This is a genomic window from Pseudocalidococcus azoricus BACA0444 (assembly GCF_031729055.1).
GTDB lineage: Bacteria > Cyanobacteriota > Cyanobacteriia > Thermosynechococcales > Thermosynechococcaceae > Pseudocalidococcus > Pseudocalidococcus azoricus.
The window spans coordinates 99,788-125,609 of the sequence record NZ_JAVMIP010000007.1 but is presented as its reverse complement, the minus strand read 5'-3'; the positions used below and the strand labels follow the sequence as shown (position 1 = coordinate 125,609).

The 25,822-nt window shown below is 49.1% G+C and carries 11 protein-coding genes; 5 read left to right on the top strand and 6 right to left on the bottom strand.

What is annotated here, in order from left to right; genetic code table 11:
• Nucleotides 1–496 precede the first annotated feature (496 nt).
• From glnT to RIF25_RS09055, 3 genes are all read left to right on the top strand, one after another.
• Nucleotides 497–1,804 carry a type III glutamate--ammonia ligase gene (gene glnT / locus RIF25_RS09065; RefSeq protein WP_322878227.1) on the top strand — a complete coding sequence of 436 codons (1,308 nt, stop codon included), beginning with the start codon at nucleotides 497–499 and terminating at the stop codon, nucleotides 1,802–1,804.
• Nucleotides 1,804–2,343 carry a SprT family zinc-dependent metalloprotease gene (locus RIF25_RS09060; RefSeq protein WP_322878226.1) on the top strand — a complete coding sequence of 180 codons (540 nt, stop codon included), beginning with the start codon at nucleotides 1,804–1,806 and terminating at the stop codon, nucleotides 2,341–2,343. The genes glnT and RIF25_RS09060 overlap by 1 nt, the downstream gene beginning before the upstream one ends.
• A gap of 290 nt (nucleotides 2,344–2,633) precedes the next feature.
• Nucleotides 2,634–3,893 (top strand): SufS family cysteine desulfurase, encoded by a 1,260-nt coding sequence (locus RIF25_RS09055; protein WP_322878225.1) that lies wholly within the window; start codon nucleotides 2,634–2,636, stop codon nucleotides 3,891–3,893.
• A gap of 1 nt (nucleotide 3,894) precedes the next feature.
• On the opposite strand, the gene RIF25_RS09050 is transcribed toward RIF25_RS09055, so the two are convergent.
• Nucleotides 3,895–5,454, bottom strand: a complete 1,560-nt coding sequence (locus RIF25_RS09050) for a phosphate ABC transporter substrate-binding/OmpA family protein (RefSeq protein WP_322878224.1) — start codon at nucleotides 5,452–5,454, stop codon at nucleotides 3,895–3,897.
• A 152-nt stretch (nucleotides 5,455–5,606) separates the two neighbouring features.
• On the opposite strand from RIF25_RS09050, the gene RIF25_RS09045 reads away from it, so the two are divergent.
• On the top strand, nucleotides 5,607–6,260 hold the full coding sequence (locus RIF25_RS09045; protein ID WP_322878223.1) for a hypothetical protein: 654 nt from the start codon (nucleotides 5,607–5,609) through the stop codon (nucleotides 6,258–6,260).
• Between the two features lie 16 nt (nucleotides 6,261–6,276).
• Here RIF25_RS09045 and RIF25_RS09040 read toward each other — a convergent pair whose 3' ends face one another.
• The 5 genes from RIF25_RS09040 to RIF25_RS09020 all read right to left on the bottom strand — a co-directional run bounded on the left by RIF25_RS09040 (nucleotide 6,277) and on the right by RIF25_RS09020 (nucleotide 22,689).
• Nucleotides 6,277–6,426, bottom strand: a complete 150-nt coding sequence (locus RIF25_RS09040) for a hypothetical protein (protein ID WP_322878222.1) — start codon at nucleotides 6,424–6,426, stop codon at nucleotides 6,277–6,279.
• Nucleotides 6,427–6,495: 69 nt separating this feature from the next.
• On the bottom strand, nucleotides 6,496–11,679 hold the full coding sequence (locus RIF25_RS09035) for a beta strand repeat-containing protein (RefSeq protein ID WP_322878221.1): 5,184 nt from the start codon (nucleotides 11,677–11,679) through the stop codon (nucleotides 6,496–6,498).
• Nucleotides 11,680–11,799: 120 nt separating this feature from the next.
• Nucleotides 11,800–12,645, bottom strand: a complete 846-nt coding sequence (locus RIF25_RS09030) for an Rpn family recombination-promoting nuclease/putative transposase (protein ID WP_322878220.1) — start codon at nucleotides 12,643–12,645, stop codon at nucleotides 11,800–11,802.
• Nucleotides 12,646–12,706: 61 nt separating this feature from the next.
• Nucleotides 12,707–20,314, bottom strand: a complete 7,608-nt coding sequence (locus RIF25_RS09025) for a beta strand repeat-containing protein (RefSeq protein ID WP_322878219.1) — start codon at nucleotides 20,312–20,314, stop codon at nucleotides 12,707–12,709.
• 398 nt (nucleotides 20,315–20,712) lie between these two features.
• Entirely contained in the window at nucleotides 20,713–22,689 is a 1,977-nt protein-coding gene (locus RIF25_RS09020; protein WP_322878218.1) for a TolC family protein, read from the bottom strand.
• A 454-nt stretch (nucleotides 22,690–23,143) separates the two neighbouring features.
• Here RIF25_RS09020 and gyrA point away from each other — a divergent pair, with 454 nt between their 5' ends.
• A complete protein-coding gene (gene gyrA / locus RIF25_RS09015) occupies nucleotides 23,144–25,720 on the top strand; it encodes a DNA gyrase subunit A (protein ID WP_322878217.1) in 2,577 nt (858 codons plus the stop codon).
• The last annotated feature ends 102 nt before the right edge of the window (nucleotides 25,721–25,822 follow it).

Sequence of the window (25,822 nt, the reverse complement as noted above, 5' to 3'; positions counted from 1 at the left end):
ATTATTTTACCCACTGTTGCTACTGTGCCAACTAGTCATGAAAAATGCTGTATGTATGTGGAAAACACTGCACTTCATTATCTTTTTAATCTTTTAAATTATATTTTAATACTTCTGTCAAAGAAGCACTTCAAGTAAAATTTATAAATAACTCTGAAGCAACAGAAATTAGGTATTCTGAAGAAGATATTACAGAGAAATTTCCTTGGGATTGCGATAAGCTCACTAAGAAATGCCAAGAAAGAGATCAAGATTTTAAGATATCCCAGAAATATCATAATCTCAGAAGAACAATAATAGAAAATGAAAAATATTGTAAAATCCGCAAATTAGACCCTGGTAATCACCATAGTGTAAGTAAGAAATTCTTTAATCCTAATATTCTTGAAGTATTGGATAAACATTATGTAAAAATAGTTAAATTGTAATTTGGTCTTATCAAAATACACATGATCCGAAATTTCCTATTCTTGTAAAACTAACTACATTTACTCCTATGACCTACCTCTATGAAACCGCCCGTAATCGTGGCATCCGCTATTTCCTGATTAGTTTTACCGATCTGTTTGGCATCCAACGTTCAAAACTGGTTCCGACTGCTGCTATTGATACGATGGCCACCAATGGGGCAGGGTTTGCCGGGTTTGCGGCCTGGTTAGATTTAACCCCAGCAGATCCAGATGTCTTAGCCATTCCCGACCTAGATACACTAATTCAATTGCCTTGGAAACCTGAGGTGGCCTGGTTAGCCGCAGACTTAGTGACTCCCCAGTGTGAAGAAATTGGGCAAACTCCCCGGCTGGTGCTGAAGCGGGTTTTAAAGCAAGCCGCGAATTTAGGCTATCAGATCAAAACGGGGGTCGAGTGTGAGTTTTTCCTTTTGGCAGCAGAGGAGTTAGCTCTATCTGATCCTGAAGATTTACAACCCAAACCCTGCTATGACCAACAATCCCTAATGCGGCGGTTTGAGGTTATTGCTGAAATATGTGATGCCATGCTTGGCCTGGGGTGGGGCGCATACCAAAACGATCATGAAGATGCCAATGGTCAATTTGAGATGAACTGGCAATATGCAGATGCTTTGGTTACGGCCGACCGTCATGCCTTTTTCAAGTTCATGGTCAGATCCATTGCCGAAAAACACGGGTTCCGGGCCACCTTTATGCCAAAACCGTTTGCCCATCTGACGGGGAATGGCTGCCATACTCATCTCTCGGTTTGGGATGGGACTGGAGAACAGAATCTCTTTTTAGATGAAGCCGGTGAACTGGGCCTCTCAAGCTTGGCTTATCACTTTATTGCCGGAGTCCTCAAAAATACCCAGGCCCTCTGTGCCATCAGCAATCCAACTATCAACTCCTACAAACGGATTAATGCCCCCGTCACCACCTCTGGAGCAACTTGGTCGCCTAATTCCATTAGTTACAGCGGTAATAATCGCACCCACACGATTCGGATTCCGGATGCGGGCCGGTTTGAATTTCGTTTAGCCGATGGAGCCGCCAACCCCTATTTACTCCCTGCGGCTTTAATTGCCAGTGGATTAGCAGGCATTGAGCAAAAGCTCGACCCCGGCCCCCGCCATGACAATAACAACTACACCAATCCTCTCCCCTGCGAGACTGCCCCAAAATTACCGGGTAATCTTTTAGATGCCTTGCGCAACTTGGAAACCAATCAAACCCTCACCCAGGCCTTGGGCAAACCCTTTGTCACGGCTTATCTAAAACTCAAGCACCAAGAATGGCAAGGGTTTAATCAGGTAATTACGCCCTGGGAACTGGCACATAGTCTGGATGCTTAATGGACATTCACTTTCAACTGGGAACCGTTAATCTTGGAGAAGAACCCGGCCGGCTGTTTAAGACTCAGATTATCGCCGCCCACGACCAGGCCCTTCAGCACCTCCAACCCTATCTCAGCCCCCACCAAGTCCGTTTCCTCGATCAAGCTGTCATGGTCAGTTTTAGTCAGCGAATGCGGAGTTGTGCGGGGCGGGCCATTGGCGGCCAGGAAATCAAACTCAACTATAGATTGCTGCTCCAAAACCCCACCGAGTTAATTCCCACCTATCTCCATGAGTTGGCCCATATTCTTGCCCACCGCCTCTATCAGGCCCGAGGCCATGATCCCCATTGGCAAGAACTGATGGCCTGGATTGGTCAATCCCCCCGGCGCACTCACCAAATGGATGTATCAGGTCTTAAACTCCGGCAAAAACGGTATCGCTATCTCTGCCATTGCTCTGAACATTTTATTTCTGCCCATCGCCAAACAAAAATTCGCCGGGGAGTCACCTATCAATGTCGTTACTGCCACGAAGTCTTAAGGGCAGCCAGTTAGAACGGTTAACCGTTATGGCCCCTGCTCGAGTTAAACATCACCAAGGCCAAGCAATTGCTTCTGTCCTCGCCCAATCCCCCACCTTGGCTTTCCGAACATCAAGGATGCCCTTTTATCTTAAAATTCCCTCTTGAAAATTTTAACCCTAGAGAATTTGTAAGCTAGGCGTTTCTCAACTATGATCTCAATATCAATAGGTAAAAGTCAAACCAACTTAGCTGCCCTTCCCCTCCTACCGATCACCGAGGTCTAACTTCTCCCCTCCTAGCCCGTAGCTTGGTATATCCCCCATGACACTGACCCAAACTCGCCCCCTTGCGGATCTGATCCGTGCCGACTTTCCAATTCTTCAGCAACAAGTCCACGGCAAACCCCTCGTCTATTTGGATAATGCTGCCACCTCCCAAAAGCCCCAGGCCGTGATTCAAACTTTGGTGGACTATTATCAGGGCTACAACGCCAATGTCCATCGCGGTGTCCATACCCTCAGTGATAAAGCCACGACTGCCTATGAAGGTGCTCGGGATAAAGTTGCTGAATTCATCAATGCCCGCTCTCGTCAGGAAATTGTCTATACCCGTAATGCCAGTGAAGCAATCAATTTAGTTGCCTATAGTTGGGGGTTGAGTAATTTGGGGCCTGGGGATGAAATTATCCTCACAGTCTTTGAACATCACAGTAATTTAATCCCTTGGCAACTGGTGGCTCAAAAAACGGGAGCTATCCTTAAGTTTGTGGAGTTGGATGCACAACAATCCTTCAACCTGCCCCAATTTCAAACCCTATTATCGGATAAAACTAAACTGGTTGCAGTCGTTCATGTTTCTAACACCTTAGGCTGCATCACGCCTGTGGCCCAAATTGCCGAGTTAGCCCATGCTGTTGGCGCAAAGGTTTTAATTGATGCTTGCCAAAGTGCGCCCCACATGAAACTCGATGTCCAGGCCCTTGATTGTGATTGGCTGGTGGCCTCGGGACATAAGATGTGTGCCCCGACGGGAATCGGCTTTCTCTATGGAAAACTGGATTTACTCCGTTCCATGCCACCATTTCTGGGCGGCGGAGAAATGATTGCGGATGTCTTTTTTGACCATGCCACCTATGCCGACTTACCCCATAAATTTGAAGCCGGAACACCCGCCATTGGTGAGGCTATTGCCTTGGGAGCAGCCATAGATTATCTCAATGTAGTGGGGATGGAAGCGATTCATAATTACGAGGCAGCCCTGACCCAATATCTCTGGAATAACCTCAGTCAAATCCCAGGCCTAACTCTGCTCGGCCCGGCTCCGGATCAAGATGGCTTTGGGCGGGCAGCCTTGGTTAGTTTTACCGCTGGTGAGGTGCATCCCCACGACCTTTCGACAATTTTAGATGAGTCGGGAATTGCCATTCGGGCTGGACACCACTGTACGCAACCCTTACACCGTCATTTGGGAGTTCAATCAACGGCTCGGGCTAGTTTATATTTTTACAATACCTTGGCTGAAATTGATGCCCTGACCATTGCCCTCGGGGAAGCCATTGAGTTCTTTGGCAGCATTTTCTAGTTCAGTTCACCCGCACCAGGCGAATTTCTGTCCGCTGATTCTGCACATCGGCTGGAGAGATACCACTCAGGGGCTGACTAAATCCTTTGCCTTCCGCAACCACAGTTGGTTTAACCCCTTCCGCTTTGAGGAAATTGGCCACCACCTGGGCCCGCTGTTGACTTAAACTTTGGTTGAAACTGGCTGATCCTGTCCGCGAGGTATGGCCAATCACCCGGACGGCCACGGTGGCTGGATTAAATTCGCTAATATCACGGGCTAAGGCTTGGAGAGTTTTCGTGCTCGCGGCTGTGAGTTGGGCCGAGCCTGTGGCAAATTTTACTTCTCCACGAACTTGCAAATTCCCAATGTTAGTGGCTGTGGCAACCTGTTGAGCCGTGACTGGTTTGGCGGGGGTTGTGCGGTTTTGGGCCCCTGCTAATTTATCGGCCAGGCCTGGATTATCGGCCCGGACTAGATCAATCAGGGTTTGGGTGTTGGTGGCAGCCCGCGTCAAAAATTCGGGTGTATAGAGGGCCTGGGGATCACTGGGAAGTTGGCTCAGTCGCCCTGCTAAAACTAAAATGGCAGCCGTGGCCTGGATTCGTTGCTGGAGAATTTTTTTCTGCATCCATTGCAGGGCTTCGGGGGCGGTGAAAAACTCAATGCCTCGCAGGACAGTGGCCGCATCAGCAGGAGTTAAGTTCCCATCTTGGGCAATTTGGTCTTGGAGTTGAGCCGAAACACGAATGTTGGCATCAATGCGGCGGTAGTAGTTTTCTAAAAATGTTGTGATCACCACTGGCTGGGACTGAATTAAGCGATCACTGGCAACAATCACATCCACAATGGAGGTGGGCGCATCTTGACTGGACAATATCACCGTATTTTGAGCTTGCCTGGCCTGGGTGACATAGGGTTCCCACAACACTGCGAGCGCAATATTTTGCTGGGGGTCTTGCATCAGTTTCCAGGCCTCGGAGGCATCGGCAACCTTAACCACCTTAAAGTCACTTAAATTAAAGGCATCAAATTTTGTATCTAACACCAGAGCTAAAAATTCACTAGGCGTATCCGCAGCAAAGGCCATACTGACAGGTTGACCGGCCTGTTGGCGTTGCTTAACTAGGGTTTGTAAGTCTAAGAGGGATTTCAATTGGGGGTATTGACGAGTATTCAGGACAACAGCATCGGCTCCAACGGTGCGGTCAATCAGGCCAACAATTTTGCCTTGGGGGCGTTGGGCGAGGAACTGATCTAGGGTCGTTACCACCAAATCCGCTTGGTTCTCTCCGAGGGTTTTAGCCCGTGCTGCCTGGTCAAATTCATCTTTATATATCAACTCAATCCCGGATTCTTGAAGGGCCTGGAGAAATTGAGGATTCCGAAAGGTACTGTAGCCGCTGAACGTATCTCCCAAAAGGGTCAAGCGGGTCATCTGGGCCTGGGATGAAGTCGAACCAGGGGGAGAAGAATTAACCAGGCCTGGAGCATAACGGTTCAATGCCCAAAATCCTGCCCCTAATAAGCCCGCCGTAACCGCTAAGGAGGCAAGAAGGGTGAAAGCAGTTCCCTGACGCACGATCCTAGATCCCCATAACAATCAGTTTGCCATCAGAGTCCATCTGACCCGAAAGATCGGAAAACTCCCCCAGGCCAAGCCCTAGAGTTGCATAGAATCCTAACTTGCCAGATACATTTAGCATTGTTGGTGATGGACTAGTTAAGACTCCCATGATACGACCTTATTTAACATCCCTTGGCATTAGCGCACTAATCTCAAGTAGTATCATTGGTGTTGCCATTTTTGCCCCAGTCAGAAGCGTCACAGCCCAGCCACAACCCAGCCCCCAGACCTATAATCTCTTGGGTATTACCTTTCAAACCCCCGGCCCCTTTTCACCACCCCGAGCTATTGCAGATGGAGTTGCAGTTGTTTATCCCCCCGTGGCCACACCCGGTGAGCATGAATTATTAGTTGGGATTCAGGAAATTCCCGCCGCCGATAGTATTCTCGGGAGTTTGTCCACAGTGGAACTGATGAGTTATTTACGCTATAGCCTTGGCACTGGGCCCTTGGTTAATCCAATTACTCCAGTCAATCGCGTCATGTTTGGGCGACGGCTTCAGGGCGAGGCATTAGTTAAAAACCCCACGGATCCAATTTATCAAGAGTTTTATATTGTCCGCTTAAGTACGGGAAGCCGCTTAGGAATTAAGTTAGAGGCGGCCCAGCAAGTTCCCCTGGCTGAAGTAGATGCGGTGTTTAGTGCGGTTGCCGCTAGTTTCCAGGAATTAGAGCCTAAAAGCCGGGCCTGGAGACAGAGTATGGAATGGTGGAAATATCCCAGTTCTCCAATTACATCTGGAACTAGCTTTGCTCGTTAAAGTTCTTTTTGAACAATTAGCTACACCCACCCGGCCCGGTACCAGCACCCAAGCCATCATCACCACCGCCACACTCAACTTGCGTCAGAGTATCCACTCTCCCAAGCACAACTAACTTTGGTGAAGTATAGGGGAGCCGCTTGGGCTGTTTTTGCATATCTTCCATAGAGTTGTCCTTTGCTTTGGGGATATAAAAGTTAACAATGTTGCCAATACCCTACAACAATATTCGATTTTAGACAACCCAAATATCTGTATTGGTCAAACTCGGGCGGTTACTGAGAGTGGCAAAGTGGATTTGAGAAGCACTGCCTGACCCATCCACATCAAAGAATAAAAATCCATTGGGTTGGTTATAGATAAATCGCTGGGTGGTGGTTGTAGCCGCAGCCCCTAAATGAAACTGACTCGCTGATAATGTTCCTGTCGTTAAGCCCCCGCCAAAACCAGTTGCGAGTACCTGAATTTGATCCTGATTACCTGAGACTTTTCTAAAATCGGTCATCGTATCCAATCCTTGATTTGGCGCATTAAATCGAAACGCATCATTCCCAGACCCCCCAGTCAAGACATCCAGTCCAAAGCCGCCGACTAAGGTATCGTTCCCCAGCCGCCCATTCAGACTATCATCTCCATTTAAACCAGATAAAATATTATTTCCAGAGTTTCCCAGAATCGTATTGTTAAGGTCGTTCCCTGTGCCATCAATATTGCTGCTGCCGGCCTGGGTCATATTTTCAATATTGGCACTCAGGCTATAGGTAACGGTTGTAAAGACGATATCCAGTCCTTCTCCTACCCCTTCAACCACCACATCGCCGACATTATCCACCAGATAGCTATCATCCCCTAACCCGCCAATCATCCGGTCAGCCCCGGTGGAGCCATTAAGGGTATTGTTCCCTGAATTTCCCGTAATCGTGTTATTCAGTTCGTTGCCTGTGCCATTGAGGTTTGACGTTCCAGTTAAGGTTAAGTTCTCAACATTGGCGGTCAAGCTGTAGGTAATGAAAGAGAGAACTAAATCAGTGCCTTGATTAGTATTTTCAGTCACAACATCCCCAGCATTATCGACAACATAGGTATCATCCCCAATGCTGCCAAACATCGTATCGGCTCCGGCTCCACCATCCAGATAATCATTGCCCCCGGTAATGCTGCTGCTGGTAGTTACGCCGCTAAAAGACTGTCCATAGAGAACATCATTTCCTAAGCCACCAAAAAGTGAGTTATTCCCAGCTACAACTTCTGAGGTATCAATCCCCGACTCAAAATAGTCGCCATAGATGAGGTCATTGCCACCACTGACAGAACTGTTAACTACTCCCCCGACAAAAGCATCGCCATGGATCAGGTCATTGCCAGCAACAACGGTTGAGCCAAGAATACTGCCTTCGTAGTAGTCCCCATAGAGAGTGTCATCCCCACCAACAACCGTACTGGTATCAATTAAGCCCTGGACATACTCGCCATAGATCGTGTCATTGCCGCCACTGACTGAGACATTGACAATGTTTTCTTGGTAATACTGGCCAAAGATCAGGTCATTACCACTGGTGACACTGGAATTTTGGATGGTTTGGTAAAACTCGCCATAGAGTTCATCATTGCCAACAACCGTATCGGTGACAATCTCCCCTAAAAATTCACCCCAAATAACATCATCCCCACCCGTAATTTCACCGCTAGGGGCATTGATGCTGCCGTAGTATTCGCCATAGAGAGTGTCGTTCCCCGTTCCGCCATTGATCTGATCTGTACCCGCCGTGACTATCCCGCCAGAAATAGTACCGAAGTATTCCCCATAGCCCACATCATTGCCGCTAATAAAGGAGGTGCTACTGCTACAACCACAGGGATCTCCACCTTCAATTTGATTCCCAAATCCTGTAATTGTGCCACCGGAAATAAGCCCAAAATAGGCCCCGTAAATCGTGTCATCCCCGGCCTGAATCGTGCTGCCTGTTAAGTCACCAAAATCACCCTCACCCAAAAGAAAGTTGGCTCCCCAGCTAATCTCGCCGCTGGTAATGGTGCCAAAGTAAGCCCCGTAGATGAGATCATCCCCGGCGTTGACAGAGCTATTTGTTAAATCCCCATACTCCTCACCATAAATCTGATTGAGTCCAGTAAAAATTGTGCTGTTCGTAACAGTGCCAAAATAATTGCCATAAAGGGTATCGTTGCCATCTTGGATCGTAGTATTGGTAACCGGCCCAAGATAGGATTCTCCCGTAATGAGGTTTAAGCCAGTTTGCAGGGAGCTATCAGTAACTGTCTCAACCGAGAGGCCGTATAGAACATCATTACCAGATTGGATGGTTCCGCCAGAAATATCGAAGTCAAAATATTCCCCAGCGACTAAGTTTTGAGTTGTACTCAGATCACTGTTGGTAATGGTGACAAACCGCTGACCATAGAGCGTATCGTCACCCCCCTGAATTGTGCCCCCGGTAATTTCACCACCATAGTATTCCCCATAAATAGAATGCCCACCACTGAAGGCAACCAGGCCATCAATTAGCTCCAGGGATTCCCCATAGATAATGTCATCACCGCCAATAACTTCACCGTTAGTAATGTCTGCGGCATAGTATTCTCCAGCAAGTTCATTACTACCTGTGGTTAGATCTCCGCCGATGATGCCCGCGATGGCGTAACCATAAAGCTGATCATTGCCTCCGCTGACTATACCGCCACCAATCTCACCGCCGTAGTATTCGCCATAGAGTAAATTACTGTCTAAATCAATGCTGCTGTTGGTGATGGTGTTGTTAAAAACATGGCCGGCTAGGGTATCGTTGCCCCCACTAATCTCCCCGCCGATGATGTTGCTGAGATAATCTTCACCGGACAGAACGTTAAATGCACCAACAATCGTGGCATTATTGACCTCTCCATTCACCAACTGACCAACAAGGAGATCATCGCCGCCTGTAACTGTGCCACCCGAGAGGAAATTGACATACTCTTCCCCGATCAGGACATTATCGCCCCCATTGACGATGGCGTTTGAAATACTGCCTTGGAAATAGTCACCAACGAGGGTGTCGCTCCCCCCCGCAATGGAACCCGCAGAGATTACGTCAAAGTGGGACTCACCAATGAGAACATCATCGCCACTGTTGACCTCACCGCCGGTAATGCTGCTGTTGAAAAATTCACCATAAAGACTGTTACTCCCGCCCTCAATGATGCCGCCGGAAATCCCGCTGAAATAGCGACTGCCGTAGAGGGTGTCATTCCCACCGATAACGGTTCCCCCGGAAATCTGTTTGTCAAAATATTCGCCATATAACTGATTATTGCCACCGCTGATCTCACCCGCAGAAATTAGAGCGGCAAAGGCTTCACCGTAAATTTCATCATCACCCCCAGTGACCACCCCGCCAGAAATACTGCCATTGAAGTATTCGCCATAAATAATGTCGTTGCCAGCAACAATAGTCCCTAGGGCAATTACACTGATATATTCTTCGCCATAAAGGGTGTCATTCCCGCCGGTAATCGTGCCAGTGCTGATGTTGCTGTTGTAGTATTCGCCGTAAATTGTATCGTTCCCGGACTGGACTGAACTATCACCAATATCGCCCTGATAAAGTTCACCATAAATCAGGTCTGCCCCACTAATGACTACAGCTGCACTGCCAATCGTCGCGTTATAGTATTCGCCATAAAGCTCGTCATTGCCCCCGGTAACAACGCCATCCGTGATACCACTGTTGTAGTACTCCCCATAGAGAGCATCGTCACCCCCAGTAACTGTCCCACCCGTGATACTGCTGATGTAAATCTCGCCGTAGAGACCATCACTGGCTCCAGCGACTACGCCACCCGCAATCTCACCGAAGTAATATTCTCCGCAGAGAGAATCATTGCCACCAACAACGGAGACGGTGCTGCTCGTAATTTCGCTAGCATAACGCTCCCCGAAGAGAATATCACTCCCCCCAGAAACTGTGCCACCGGTAATGCTGTTGTAATACTCCCCATAGAGGACATCATTGCCCCCGGTAACGGTGCTGGTTGTGATGCTGCTATCGTAAATTTCACCGTAGAGATAATCACCCGCTGCTGTAACCGTGCCTCCCGTAATGCTGCTGTTGTAGTACTCGCCATAGAGAGTATCATGCCCCCCTAAAACCGTCCCTCCTATGATGCGACTGTTGTAGTACTCACCGTAAAGAAAATCACCCGCTGCTGTAACTGTGCTCCCGGTGATACTGCTGTTGTAGTACTCCCCATAGAGAGCATCGTCACCCCCAGTAACTGTCCCACCCGTGATACTGCTGATGTAAATCTCGCCGTAGAGACCATCACTGGCTCCAGCGACTACGCCACCCGCAATCTCACCGAAGTAATATTCTCCGCAGAGAGAATCATTGCCACCAACAACGGAGACGGTGCTGCTCGTAATTTCGCTAGCATAACGCTCCCCGAAGAGAATATCACTCCCCCCAGAAACTGTGCCACCGGTAATGCTGTTGTAATACTCCCCATAGAGGACATCATTGCCCCCGGTAACGGTGCTGGTTGTGATGCTGCTATCGTAAATTTCACCGTAGAGATAATCACCCGCTGCTGTAACCGTGCCTCCCGTAATGCTGCTGTTGTAGTACTCGCCATAGAGAGTATCATGCCCCCCTAAAACCGTCCCTCCTATGATGCGACTGTTGTAGTACTCACCGTAAAGAAAATCACCCGCTGCTGTAACTGTGCTCCCGGTGATACTGCTGTTGTAGTACTCCCCATAGAGAGCATCGTCACCCCCAGTAACTGTCCCACCCGTGATACTGCTGATGTAAATCTCGCCGTAGAGACCATCACTGGCTCCAGCGACTACGCCACCCGCAATCTCACCGAAGTAATACTCCCCATAGAGTATGTCATGTCCCCCAGAGACTGAGACCGTGCCACCTGTAATTTCGCCACCATAGCGCTCCCCTAAGAGAACGTCACTCCCTCCAGTAACCGTGCCTCCCGTAATGCTGCTGTTGTAGTACTCGCCATATAGATAATCATTGCCTCCGGAGACTGTACTACCTGTAATGTTGCCATCGTAAATTTCACCGTAGAGATAATCATCTGCCCCAGAAACTATGCCGCCAGCAATCCCACTCAAGTAATATTCGCCATAGAGAGTATCATCCCCACCAGAAACTATACCGCCCGTGATCCCGCTGAAGTAACGCTCTCCAAAGAGGCTGTCACTCCAGGCCATGCCACTGACAGAGCCTGAGAAAGAATCGCCATAAAGAACATCGTTACCTGCTGCACCACTGACTGAGCCTGTGAAGGATTCGCCCAGAAGCAAGTCTGCCCCGTCCAGTCCATTGATTATGTCATTTGCGTTATCGCCCACAATGGTGTCGGGGCCAGCAGTGGGGGCATTGGTGGGGTTAGTAAAGATGATGGCCATAGAGATACCGGGAAGCGGAGGGACAGCTAATTCTTCTTAAGTCCAGTGTGACCTACTATCTAGGCTGGTGCAGCTAGAGATAACAACTAAAATAAAACTTAATTCTGCTTTGATGATTTTTTAAGAGAGAATTTTATTGAGCCAGGTGATCAAGTCAGCGGGGGTTTGAAAATCGAGAAGGCTCTCGGCCAGGTTTTCCAGTTGGGGAATAGATAAGCTACGGATTTGTTGACTGAGGTCATCGGACAGAGGGCCAAATTTGTGTTGGAGGAGATGTAGGGTTAGCAAAACTTCCCCTTCTTGTCGTCCTTCTTGTCGCCCGCGCTCTTCACTGGTTTGGACTAACCGCCGATAGGTTACAGATTCCTGCATGATTTCCTCCCGTAACAACTGCTCTAATACCTCTTCTCTAAACTTTAGCCCACCCAGCAAGTACGTGTAAGTTGTCAGGGTAATACGTTCTGAGCGGTTTTCTAAAGTCTCTAAGCGTTGGGCTACCTCCGTTAACAAATTTTCTGGGTTTTCAGTTTTTGCTAAAATTGCTAGGGGCCAGAGGCTGGGAAAAGGTAAAAGGTCTGTCGCTTCTACTTCCCATAGTCGGACAACTTGATAGCGATGGATTGTGTTTTCGGTTTCAAAATGATTGACTTGCACCTGGATTGAAGTGGTGGGTTTGAGAAATAAGACGATTTGCTTAACTGGACGGCGATACTGACGATAAAGCCTCGTGTAATAATCCAACATTCGTAAGGGCATTTCTGGGTCGGGTTGGGTTTGAAATTCTAGGTGTAGAATTTGACTACCTACATCTAAAAAACTGACAAAATCGGCCCGGATCGGTTCTATGGATAGCTCAGTTTTGAGGATGTTAATGTCAGTATCACTAACCGATTGACCTAAGAGCCATGTGACCAAGGGCCTGGGGTTGCTTTCCACTAGGGATTTGCATAGATTATCTTGGGTCATGGAAAAAAGAACCCAGAACCAGGCCAACAAGCAATCACATTAAATGAGTCCAATCCTAACCTTAAACGACAACAATATCCGTAAACGTTAAATTGGGCTTGTTACTCAACGTGGCAAAATGCACCTGACTTGTGCTTCCCGACCCATCCACATCAAAGAACAGAAATCCATTGGGTTGGTTATAGATAAATCGCTGGGTGGGGGTTGTAGCCGCAGTCCCTAAATGAAACTGACTCGCCAGTAAAACCCCCGTCGTCAAGCCACCCCCAAACCCAGTCGCCAAGACCTGGATCTGGTCAACGTTCCCCAACACTTTACTAAAGTCAGTCAGGGTATCCAATCCTTGATTTGGCGCATTAAATCGAAACGCATCATTCCCAGGCCCCCCAGTCAAGACATCCAGACCGAAGCCGCCGACTAAGGTATCGTTCCCTACCCGCCCATTCAGACTATCATCTCCATTTAAACCAGATAAAATATTATTTCCAGAGTTTCCCAGAATCGTATTGTTAAGGTCGTTCCCTGTGCCATCAATATTGCTGCTGCCGGCCTGGGTCATATTTTCAATATTGGCACTCAGGCTATAGGTAACGGTTGTAAAGACGATATCCAGTCCTTCTCCTACCCCTTCAACCACCACATCGCCGACATTATCCACCAGATAACTATCATCCCCTAACCCGCCAATCATCCGGTCAGCCCCCGTCAAGCCATTAAGGGTATTGTTCCCTGAATTTCCTGCAAGGGTGTTGTTGAGGTCATTACCCATGCCATTGAGATTATCGGTTCCGGTTAAAGTGAGGTTCTCAACATTAGCTCCCAAACTGTAGCTCAGGGAGGCAAACACACGGTCAATCCCCGCCGATGGGTTTTCAACCACGACATCCCCAACGTTATCCACCACATAGGTATCATTGCCCAGACCCCCAGCCATAAAGTCGGCTCCTGTCCAGCCATTGAGGGAATTATTCCCACTATTCCCCATAATTGTGTTGCTGAGAGTATTTCCGGTTCCGCTGAAACTGCTCCCCCCCGTCAACGTTAGGTTCTCCACATGAGCCGTCAAACTATAACTAAGGGAAGCGAGAACTAAGTCAATCCCTGCATCAGCATTTTCACTGACTACATCCCCAAGGTTATCTACGACATAGGTATCGTTACCCACTCCTCCTTCCATAACATCTGCACCGGGGCCACCGTCTAGATAATCATTCCCAATGGCCCCCAATAAGGTATCGTTACCCCCTCGCCCACTCAGGCTATCATCGCCATCTAAGCCCGAGAGAACATTACTCCCGGTATTTCCCAGAATCGTATTGTTAAGGTCGTTCCCTGTGCCATCAATATTGCTGCTGCCGGCCTGGGTCATATTTTCAATATTGGCACTCAGGCTATAGGTAACGGTTGTAAAGACGATATCCAGTCCTTCTCCTACCCCTTCAACCACCACATCGCCGACATTATCCACCAGATAACTATCATCCCCTAACCCGCCAATCATCCGGTCAGCCCCGGTGGAGCCATTGAGGGTATTGTTCCCTGAATTTCCTGTAATGGTGTTATTGAGGGTGTTTCCTGTGCCATTGAGGTTTGATGTTCCGGTTAGGGTCAGGTTTTCAACGTCAAGGGTCAGGCTGTAGGTAATGGAAGAGAGGACTAAATCAATTCCTTCACTGGAGTTTTCCGTAACGTTATCGCCCGAATTATCCACGACATAGGTATCATTACCAATGCCACCCACCATCGTATCGGCATCAACACCACCATTTAGGTAATCATTGCCGTCTAGCCCTAGCAGCGTATCATTTCCCCCATTCCCAATCAGGCTATTGGCATCTCCATTCCCACCAAAAGAATCATCAAACGCCGAGCCTAAAAGGTTTTCAATGTCGTAGAGTTCATCATCTCCAGACCCACCCTCAGCCATGCCTGCCTCTAAATCTGCAATCACCCCCGATAGCACCGTTGTGTAGTCAACCGTATCGATGCCAGCCCCACCGTCTAAAACATCATCCCCCGCCACGATAGTCGCACTGGAAGCAATGGAGCCAGCGTAATATTCACCTGCCAGGGTATCGTTCCCGCCACCGCCATAAAGGCCATCATCCCCAGCAGTAATGTCACCGCCTAAAATGTCACCGTAATAATCACCGTAGAGAACATCATCCCCGCCCGTAATGGTGGAATTAGTGACGGAACCACAGCCACACTGTTCTTCATCCCCAGAAATATAATTCGTGCCGCCAGTAACTGTCCCCCCCGAAATCGTGCCGTAGTAGGCCCCGTAAATCGTGTCATTGCCTTGTTGGATGGATGAGTCGGTAATGTCACCCAAATAGTTTTCGCCGTAGATGAAATTAAACCCATTGGCGACCTCACCACCGGAAATTTCGCCGTAGTAAGCCCCATAGATGACATCATCCCCGGCCTGGATTGTGGCATTGGTAATGTTAAAGTCAAAGCCTTCGCCCAATAGATCATTAGATGTCGTGACAACGGCCCCACCGGAAATCCTGCTGTAATAGGCCCCGTAGAGGGTGTCATTGCCACCATAAATCTCAGATGAGATAATCTCCTCGTAATAAAATTCGCCAAACAGGCCCAGGCCACCATTAACTAAGAATGCATTGCCGGATACGTTGCCAATGTATTGCCCATAAAGAACATCGTCTCCCCCCTGAACCGTAGCGTTGGTGATAATGCCTTCGTAATCTTCCCCAAAAAGGCCATTACTACCGCTGTAGAGTTGGCTGTCTGCAACGGTTTCCACGTATTGCCCATAGAGCGTATCGTTACCGCCTTGGACACTAGCAGTTGGAATTGTTCCTTGGTAATATTCCCCGGCGATGTAGTTATCACCACCCGTCACTGTGCCGCCTGTAACCGTGGCAATATATTCCCCAAAAGCTAGATCATTGCCACCTATTACAACTCCACCCGTAATGTCAGCTTCATAGTATTCGCCAAAAATGTCATCACAACCAGCAATAACATCGCTATTGATAATCCCACTATGGGACTCTCCGTAAAGCAGGTCTTGCCCACCCTGAACCGTACCCCCGCTAATCTCCCCTTGGTAGTATTCGCCATAGAGAGTGTTACTCCCTAACTCAATACTGCTGTTGGTAATGGAATTGTTAAGAGCCTGGCCGACTAAAGTATCGTTGCCGCCACTAATTTCTCCATCAACGATATTACCGGCATAGCTCTCTCCGACCACATAGTTAGACCCACCGACTACAGTGGCATTGGTTACGGGGCCATTGATCAGGTTGCCAACCAGGAGATCATCGCCCCCGGTAATGCTTCCCCCAGAGAGCAGGTCAAAGTAAGACTCACCCAGGAGATCATTATTGCCCCCATAGACTATTGCATTGGAAATGGGGCCGGCGTAAAACTCACCAAAAATTGAGTTGTCCCCGCCCGTAATCGTGCCACCAGAAATGACGGCAAAATGGGCCTCGCCTTGGAGAACATCATCACCCCCCGTGACCTCACCGCCAGTAATACTACTGTTAAAGTACTCGCCATAAAGGGTATCGTTCCCGCCCTGAATTGTGCCGCCGGAAATCCCGTTCAGATAGCGACTGCCGTAGAGGGTGTCATCGCCGCCTGTAATGGTTCCTCCAGAAATGTTTTTATCAAAATACTCTCCGTAAAGCTGGTCACTCCCAGCAATAATCTCACCTGCGGAAATCAGGGCAGCAAAGGCTTCACCGTAAATTTCATCATCACCCCCAGTGACCACCCCGCCAGAAATACTGCCATTGAAGTATTCGCCATAAATAATGTCGTTGCCAGCAACAATAGTCCCTAGGGCAATTACACTGATATATTCTTCGCCATAAAGGGTGTCATTCCCGCCGGTAATCGTGCCAGTGCTGATGTTGCTGTTGTAGTATTCGCCGTAAATTGTATCGTTCCCGGCCTGGACTGAACTATCACCAATATCGCCCTGGTAGAGTTCTCCGTGAATCAGGTCAGAACCACTGCTGACCGAAGCTGCACTGTCAATGGAGCCAATATAGTATTCACCATAAAGATGGTCATCACCCGCCGTAACCACACCGCCCGTGATTGACCCATATTGCTCCCCAGCTAAGGTGTCGTTACCCCCTACAACTGAGCCACCGCCAATTGCACTGTAATATTCCCCATAAATAAAATCATTGCCACTGGTGACGGTTCCACCAGAGATGTTGAGGTAATACTCGCCATCAGCAGTATCATTACCCCCTATGACGATGCCATTGGAAATATTACCAGTATAAAAGTCTCCAATGAGAGCATCATCGCCGCCTGTGACACTACCACCCGTAATACTGTTGTAATATTCCCCAAAGAGTCGATCGTTACCGCTGGTGACAAGACCACCATTGATACTGTTGCTGTAATACTCCCCTAAAAGAACATCATCACCCCCGCTAACAATTCCTCCGGTAATACTGTTGAGGTAATGCTCCCCATACACATCATCATCGCCGCCTGTGACCGTACCATCGATAATACTCTCATTGTAAAATTCTCCCGAGAGTTGATCATTACCGCCTGTAACCATACCTCCAGTGATGTTGTTGTAAGACTCCCCATAGAGAGCATCATTACCGCCTGTAACCGTACCGCCCGTAATACTGCTGGCATAATGCTCCCCGGAGAGATTGTCGCTACCGCTGATAATCTCACCACTTGTGATGTTGTTACCGTAAAACTCCCCGTAGAGCCTATCATGACCTCCTACAATTGTGCCCCCTGCAATGCTGCCGTTGTAATATTCGCCATAGAGTTCATCATCGCCACCGATGACCGTTCCACCTAGGATGACAGCGTTGTAAAACTCTCCATAAAGCGTATCTGTCCCACCCGTGTCGATGCCGCCAGCAATGCTGCTGTTGTAATACTCGCCGTAAAGTGCATCGTTGCCACCCAAAATGGAAGCTGTCCCACTCAGGGCCTGGTTGTAAAATTCTCCGTAGAGTTGGTCATTGCCACCCGCCGGATTAACGCCTACCGTGCCATTGAAATATTCCCCGTAGAGTTCATCATTGCCACCTGTGACGGTGCCGCTAGTGATACTGCTGTTGTAATATTCCCCGTAGAGTTCATCATTGCCGCCTGTGACGGTGCCACTGAAAATACTGCTGCTGTAAAACTCCCCGTAAAGACTATCGTTGCCGCCTGTGACGATGCCGCCGGTAATGCCGTTCCCGTAAAGTTCACCAAAGAGAGCATCATTGCCGCCCGTGACGGTGCCACCGGTAATGCCGTTCCCGTAAAATTCCCCATAGAGGGCATCATTGCCACCTGTGACGGTGCCACCTATCAAGCCGCCGAGGTGAAATTCCCCTAAGAGAACATCATTGCCGCCTGTGACTGTGCCGCCAGTAATACTGCTGTTGTAATATTCCCCGGAGAGTTTATCATCGCCACCGCTGACTGTGCCGCTGATAATACCGCCTTGGTATCGTTCCCCGGAAAGAGTATCGTTACCACTGGCAACCGTCCCGCCAGTAATACTGCTGTTGTAATATTCCCCGGAGAGTTTATCATCGCCACCGCTGACTGTGCCGCCAGTAATACTGCCGTTGTAATATTCGCCATAGAGTTCATCATCGCCACCGATGACCGTTCCACCTAGGATGACAGCGTTGTAAAACTCTCCATAAAGCGTATCTGTCCCACCCGTGTCGATGCCGCCAGCAATGCTGCTGTTGTAATACTCGCCGTAAAGTGCATCGTTGCCACCCAAAATGGAAGCTGTCCCACTCAGGGCCTGGTTGTAAAATTCTCCGTAGAGTTGGTCATTGCCACCCGCCGGATTAACGCCTACCCTGCCATTGAAATATTCCCCGTAGAGTGTGTCATTGCCGCCAACAATCGTTCCACCGTTGATAAATAGGTTGTAGTACTCCCCGTAGAGAAGGTCATTGCCGGCCGTAACACTGCCCCCAGTTAAGTTTTCGCCATAGTACTCCCCATAGAGAACATCATTGCCGCCCGTGATTGAGCCGCCGACAATACTGCTGTTATAATATTCACCCACGAGAATATCATTACCGCCCGTGATTGAGCCGCCGACAATACTGCTGTTATAATATTCACCCACGAGAATATCATTACCGCCCGTGACTGTGCCGCCGGCAATGCCGTTCCCGTAAAATTCACCAAAGAGAACATCATTGCCGCCCGTGACTGTGCCGCCGGTAATGCCGTTCCCGTAAAGTTCACCAAAGAGAACATCATTGCCGCCCGTGACTGTGCCGCGAGTAATGTTGCTGTTGTAATATTCCCCATAGAGGGTGTCATTCCCACCTGTGACGGTATCACCTGTCAAGCCGCCGCCGTAAAATTCCCCTAAGAGAACATCATTGCCGCCCCTGACTAGGCCACCGGAAATACTGCCGTTGTAATATTCCCCGTAGAGGGCATCATTGCCTCCCATGACGATGCCGCCGATAATATTGCCTTGGTATCGTTCCCCGGAAAGAGTATCATTGCCCCCCGTAACCGTCCCGCCTGTAATACCGACAAAAGGGCTGTTATAATATTCCCCGGAGAGTTCATCATTACCGCCCCTGACCGTCCCGCCGGAAATGCTGCTGTTGTAATATTCCCCGGAGAGTTCATCATTACCCCCCGTGACTGAGCCACCAACAGTATTGCTGCCGTTGTAATACTCGCCGTAGAGAGTATCATCACCACCCAAAATGGAAGCCGTACCACTCAGGACTTGATTGTAATATTCTCCGTAAAGAGTATCGTTGCCACTTGTAAACCCCGTGAATGTTCTAAATGTAGCGTTGAAATATTCCCCGTAGAGAATATCATTGCCACCGCTGACTGAGCCTCCGACAATACTGCTGTTGTAGTACTCCCCGTAGAGGGCATCATTGCCGCCCGTGAACGTGCCGCCAGAAATACTGCTGTTGTGAAATTCCCCGTAGAGAACATCATTGCCGCCCGCGACAGTGCCGCCGGAAATACTGCCGTTGTAATGTTCCCCGTAGAGAACATCATTGCCGCCCGTGACAGTGCCGCCGATAATATCGCTCTGGTATCGCTCCCCGTAGAGAGTATCGTTGCCGCCCGTAACCGTCCCGCCTGTAATGCTGCCGTTGTAATATTCCCCGTAGAGAGTATCATTGCCGCCCGTGACGGTGCCGCCTGCATTATCGACAATAAGGCTGTTGTATCGTTCCCCGTAGAGAATATCATTGCCGCCCGTGACGGTGCCGCCAGTAATATTGCCGTTGTAATATTCGCCGGAGAGTCGATCAGACCCGCCTATAACTGTGCCGCCTATGATTCTATCGAGGTAGTATTCCCCGTAGAGAGTGTCATTACCGCCCGTGACCGACCCGCCGGTAATATTGCTGTTTAAATATTCCCCGTAGAGAGTATCGTTGCCACCCGTGTCGTTACTTAAAAAACTATTGTTGTATAATTCTCCATAAAGCGTGTCATTGAAGGCAGTGCCACTGATAGACCCTGTGTAAGAGTCGCCATATAAGTTATCACTGCCCGCCAAGCCATTATTGCTGCCAACAAAACTCTCGCCATAAAGTTCATCTTCTCCATCCAGGCCATTGATAGTATCGTTAGCGTTATTACCCACAATGGTGTCGGGGCCGGCGGTGGGGGCATTGGTGGGGTTGGTAAAAATAATGGCCATAGAGACTTTGGGGAGGACGGGCTACAAAATAATCTCTTTAAGTGTAGTCTGAAGTAATGCGCAATAAACCCTTAAGTGCTGTAAAAAATAGTTAAGAATAGAATTTAACTGTTTTAGCCTCATCAGCTTAGATTTTGGTCAGTTTAGTAGGCAAAAGGTCATTCCTCTGGGGTTTTTAGATTGGTGAATGTCGTTCTTACTCTTGAATTGGCTATACCGTTACCCGTTTAGGAACAGATCAGGGCAAATCAGAAGGAAGATTTCTATTTACTTAAAATTAGAGTCTGCTCTGAATAACGGTATAGATATTGAATCTAAAATAGAAAATATCAAAAGAAACCTATTCCGGGGATAACAATAACAACTTATAAGCCAGTTCTATTTTTGATCGAGTGTGTTTAATTTGTTGAATTAGTTCTACTTAACTGAGCGTCATGGGTTTCGTTAGCATATCCGACTGAGCGTTCCAGCAGAGCTAATGCCCGATTGTAATTCAGGATTGCTGTTAACAAATTGCCTTGGGCCTGGGTCAGGGTGGTTTCAGCATTAGTGACTTCCTGTTGAGTCCCCACCCCGGCCTGGAACCGTAAACGAGCTAACCGAAGTCCTTCTGTCGCACTGGTCAGGGCTGTTCGGGCAGTGCCAATATTTTCTTTACTCGCCACAAGCGTGTTATACCCCCGCTCAATTTGAAACCGAATTTCATCCCGCGTACTGGCAAACTGCTGCGAGGCACTGGCGGCTAAACTTTCTTGGCGGCCGGCACTGGCTTTGGCATTACCCCCATCAAAAAGAGCCATGCTGAACTGCAATCCAACCGCATAGCCATATTGGGGCGAAACACTGTCCGTGAGTTGATCAAAAACATTGAAGTTGGCAAAGGTACTAACTTGGGGTTGAATGGCGGCCAGCGCAACGCGGCGATTTTGGAGGGCAATATTTCGTTGGGCAATCCGTTGTTGGAGTTCAACTCGGTTTTTGAAGGCCAAGGTGATGGTGTCCTCCAGGGATAAGGGCCATTCGGGGCCAACTCGGACTGGATCGGCAAGAGTCAGATTCCCATTTTCAGCAATATTCAAGCGTTGGGCGAGTTGCCGCCGACTAGTCACTTGCAGGTTTTGGGCCTGGTTGAGGTTTTGTTGGGCATTGGCTACATTCACTTGGGCTTGGAGAACATCTAGCATTGTTCCTAGTCCTGCCCGTTCAAAGGCCACCGCATCGCGTAAACTAATTTCGGCATTGGTAACCGCGGCCTGGCCAATTTGTTGCTGGACATTGGCCTGCTGGGCATTGAGGTAATCGTTAACCACATCTAAGGTGAGTTGATCCAGTTGCCGCCGGACTTCTAGTTCCGCCAAACGCACCTGTTCGCGGGCCGCTTGAATCGCCCCATCCCGACTCCCAGAAGTCCAGAGACTATAGCTAAGGGAGGCTGTGCTATTAAAGGTGTTGCCAACAATTGTGCCGCCGGATGAGTTAGGGGTGGCAAAGCTAGCAAAGCCGGGAATCGCGTTAAAACTGCGAGCATTAAGGATCAGTGGGGAGAGGGTTGTGGGTTGAAAAACAGGCGGCAGGGCTGAAATAGTGGCACTAGTTTGTAATTGCTGAATTAACTGCTGTAACTCTAGGTTTTGTTGATCGTTAAAGGTGGTAATTTGTGGCCCCTGAAACCGCTGCTGGAGACGATTTAACTGGTTTTGCAGAATTTGGCTAGCGGTCTGCTGTTGGCCGGCCAGTTGCTGTTGGGCCTGTTGGAGTTGTTGCTGCTGGAGTTGCTGCTGTTGTTGGCCATTGAGGGGAAAACTAATCAACTGACCCGTAGGAGACACGCCCCGCCCCATCGTGGTTTGCCAGCCAAGACTGGGATATAAACTGGCTTCGGTTTCCTTAAGCGCGGCCCGAGCTTGGCGCAGTTGGAGTTCAGCGGTTTTCAAGGCTAAGTTATTGCGAGTTGCAACTTCAATGGCCTGGGCGATTGTGATTGGTTTGGTTAAATCGAGGCTAACTTGGCTGGCCTTAATTGGCAAATCTAGGGAATCAGGATTTGGATTCAGGGGAATCAAGGCGGGAGTGGAAATTGACGGTTCAGCGGTTGTTAGGGGTAACTCAGTTGGTGCTGGGGTTGGGGGGGCCTGGGCAATGGGGGTATCTTCACCTGTGGAAATAGGGGAGTCGGTGGGGATGGAGGCTGACCCGGTGGCGGTTGCTGGCTCAGTCGAGATAATTTCATAACCTTCAGAGAATAAATTGTCCCCAGGCATTGGATTTGCGGCGACAATTTCTGTTGGGGACATCAGCGAGATCAGCGGGCTAAACCCAATCGCCATCCCAGCCAGGAAACACTTATTTCTGGTTGATACGGTTTTATAACGCATCCTTTTTGTTCACCCTCACCCTGAGAACCATGATAGCCAGGCCTGGCAAGTCACTGAAAATCCCTTCAGTCCAAGAGCCAACCACGCTATCATTCACAGACTACTCCTGCCAAACTTTATCATGTCCACCTCGAGTTCGGGGATGAGGGAGGATACTTAGACCAACAATGGTCTGCCATCTTAACTCACTTAAGACTATAAAACTCTGAGACTTGAAATATATTATCCACAACGATCAATGGCTTAAGATTTGCTCAGAATCAGATATGTAAATTTGAGTTTATTAAGTTCAGAGCTTACCGCCAATCCCAGGCCTGGGAGAGAAAAAATGTTCACGAAAGTGTTAAAATAGATACCTGACGAGTTCGTTAAACTTGGTCGGCGAAACTGCCTAGTGCTCCCAAAAATTAACGGATTCTAAGGTTTTTATTGTGCATTTAATTCGGTTTGCCCTATGACATTTGCCTCGGATGCCACACCTGAGCGGATTATTCCAACGGAGCTACGGGAAGAAATTTCTCGTTCCTACCTTGAATATGCCATGAGCGTAATTGTTGGGCGGGCGTTACCGGATGCTCGTGATGGTCTTAAGCCTGTTCATCGGCGTATCTTGTATGCCATGCATGAATTGGGCTTAAGTGCGGATCGGCCGTTTCGGAAATGCGCCCGGGTGGTGGGGGAAGTTCTCGGTAAATATCACCCCCACGGCGATACGGCGGTTTACGATGCCCTCGTGCGGATGGCCCAAGACTTTTCAATGCGACATCCCCTCATCAATGGTCATGGGAATTTTGGCTCCATTGACAACGATCCCCCCGCCGCAATGCGATATACGGAATGTCGGCTCCAGGCCCTAACCAGTGACGCGCTCCTCCAAGACATCGAACAGGAAACCGTTGACTTTGGCGATAACTTTGATGGCTCCCAACAAGAACCTCTCGTCATGCCAGCCCGGATTCCCCAGTTATTGCTCAATGGCTCCTCTGGGATTGCGGTCGGGATGGCCACCAATATTCCGCCCCATAACCTCGGCGAAATCATTGATGGGGTCACCGCCTTAATTGCCAATCCGGAGATTACCGACCAGGAGTTGATGCAATATATTCCCGGCCCCGACTTTCCCACCGGCGCGCAAATTTTAGGCCGAGCTGGGATTCGAGATGCCTATCTGACCGGGCGCGGCTCTGTAACAATGCGGGCCGTAGCAAACATTGAAACCTTAGAAAACCCAGGCCGGCCGTCACGGGAAGCGATCATCATCACCGAATTGCCCTACCAGACCAACAAAGCCGCCTTGATGGAGAAAATTGCCGAACTGGTCAACGACAAAAAACTGGAGGGCATTTCCGATATTCGCGATGAAAGCGACCGGGATGGCTTGCGGATGGTGATTGAACTGAAGCGAGATGCTTACCCTAGAGTTGTTCTGAATAACCTGTTTAAGCAAACGCCGCTGCAAATGAACTTTGGGGCCAATATGCTGGCTCTGGTCAACGGCGAACCCCAACTCCTGACACTCAAGCGATTTTTAGAAGTCTTTTTAGAGTTTCGGGAAGAAGCCATTGCCCGCCGCACCCGTTACAACCTCCGCAAAGCCGAAGAACGGGATCATTTGCTCCAAGGGTTATTGATTGCCTTGGAAAACTTGGATGCGGTGATTCACTTAATTCGGAACTCTGGGGATACAGCCCTAGCCCGACAAGAACTGATGCAAGTCTATGGACTCAGTGAACCCCAGGCCGATGCGATTCTCCAGATGCAACTGCGGCGACTGACAGCCCTGGAAGCGGAAAAAATTGAACGGGAACACGAAGACCTCCAGGCCCAGATTGCGGATTTACAGGACATTCTCCAACGCCGGGAACGAGTTCTGGACATCATTGCCATCGAAATTGCCCAAATCAAGACCAAATACGCTTCTCCCCGCCGCTCAATCATTATTCAAGACGATGGCGAACTCCTGACCAAAGACCTAATTGCCAATGAAAAATCAGTCATTTTAGTCACCCAGCAGGGCTATATCAAGCGGATGCCTGTGGATACCTTCGAGGCCCAAAGCCGAGATGGCCGCGGCCGCAAAGGAGCCCAAATTAAAGAGGATGACGGGGTTGAGCATTTCTTTGGCTGCAATGACCATGACCAGATTCTATTTTTCAGTGATCGGGGGGTAGTCTATGGGCTGCCAGCCTATCAAATCCCGATTGGTTCCCGGAATGCCCGTGGCACACCGATTGTCCAAATGTTGCCGATTCCCCGGGAAGAAAAAATTACCTCCGTGATTGCCGTCCAAGAATTTACTGAAGATGAATACTTGGTGATGCTGACTACTAAGGGCTACATCAAAAAAACGGCCCTAGCTGCCTTTAGTAACATTCGCTCCAATGGCTTAATTGCAATCTCCCTGGAAGAAGGGGATCAGTTGCGTTGGGTCCGGCGGGCTAAGGTCTCAGATAGCATTATCATTGGTTCTCGGGCGGGGATGGCAATTCATTTCCGGGCCAGTCACGCACAACTGCGACCCTTAGGTCGCGCCACCCGTGGGGTGAAATCCATGGCTTTGCGGGCTGGGGATGAACTGGTGGGGATGGATATTATTCCGGCGGAAGTTGTGGCTACCTTTGCGGATCAGGCCGAGTCTGAAGCCCCCGAAACCGAAGACACGGAAGCCGTCACCAGCTATCCCGGCCCTTGGGTCTTAGTCGTGACCACGAATGGCTTTGGTAAACGGGTTCCGGTGAATCAGTTCCGCTTGCAAAATCGGGCGGGCCTGGGGCTGATGGCCACTAAGTTCAAATCCAAAACTACGGCGGATCACTTGGCGGCTTTGCGGGTCGTGAACCTGGATGATGAACTGATGATTGTCACTAGTCGCGGGATCATTATCCGCCAGGCCGTGAATGTTATTTCTTCTCAATCACGCTTAGCCACCGGAGTTCGCCTGCAACGATTAGATGAGGATGATGTGATTGTCACTGCGGCCATTGTTCCCCCCGGGAGTATCGAAGCCGAAGGAACAGGAGAGGGTAATTAACCGCACAGAGATAGTCATTTCTGATCCTAATCTCCCAGGCGTATCGCCTCCATTGCCTCCGGGACTGTTACCGGAATTTCTTGGGTTAAAAGCCCCGTCCTG

Coding starts and splice junctions, on each gene's coding strand:
- RIF25_RS09025 (WP_322878219.1), bottom strand. CDS start 20,314: ATGGCCATTATTTTTACCAACCCCACCAATGCCCCCACCGCCGGCCCC.
- glnT (WP_322878227.1), top strand. CDS start 497: ATGACCTACCTCTATGAAACCGCCCGTAATCGTGGCATCCGCTATTTC.
- RIF25_RS09060 (WP_322878226.1), top strand. CDS start 1,804: ATGGACATTCACTTTCAACTGGGAACCGTTAATCTTGGAGAAGAACCC.
- RIF25_RS09035 (WP_322878221.1), bottom strand. CDS start 11,679: ATGGCCATCATCTTTACTAACCCCACCAATGCCCCCACTGCTGGCCCC.
- gyrA (WP_322878217.1), top strand. CDS start 23,144: ATGACATTTGCCTCGGATGCCACACCTGAGCGGATTATTCCAACGGAG.
- RIF25_RS09045 (WP_322878223.1), top strand. CDS start 5,607: ATGATACGACCTTATTTAACATCCCTTGGCATTAGCGCACTAATCTCA.
- RIF25_RS09020 (WP_322878218.1), bottom strand. CDS start 22,689: ATGCGTTATAAAACCGTATCAACCAGAAATAAGTGTTTCCTGGCTGGG.
- RIF25_RS09030 (WP_322878220.1), bottom strand. CDS start 12,645: ATGACCCAAGATAATCTATGCAAATCCCTAGTGGAAAGCAACCCCAGG.
- RIF25_RS09055 (WP_322878225.1), top strand. CDS start 2,634: ATGACACTGACCCAAACTCGCCCCCTTGCGGATCTGATCCGTGCCGAC.
- RIF25_RS09040 (WP_322878222.1), bottom strand. CDS start 6,426: ATGGAAGATATGCAAAAACAGCCCAAGCGGCTCCCCTATACTTCACCA.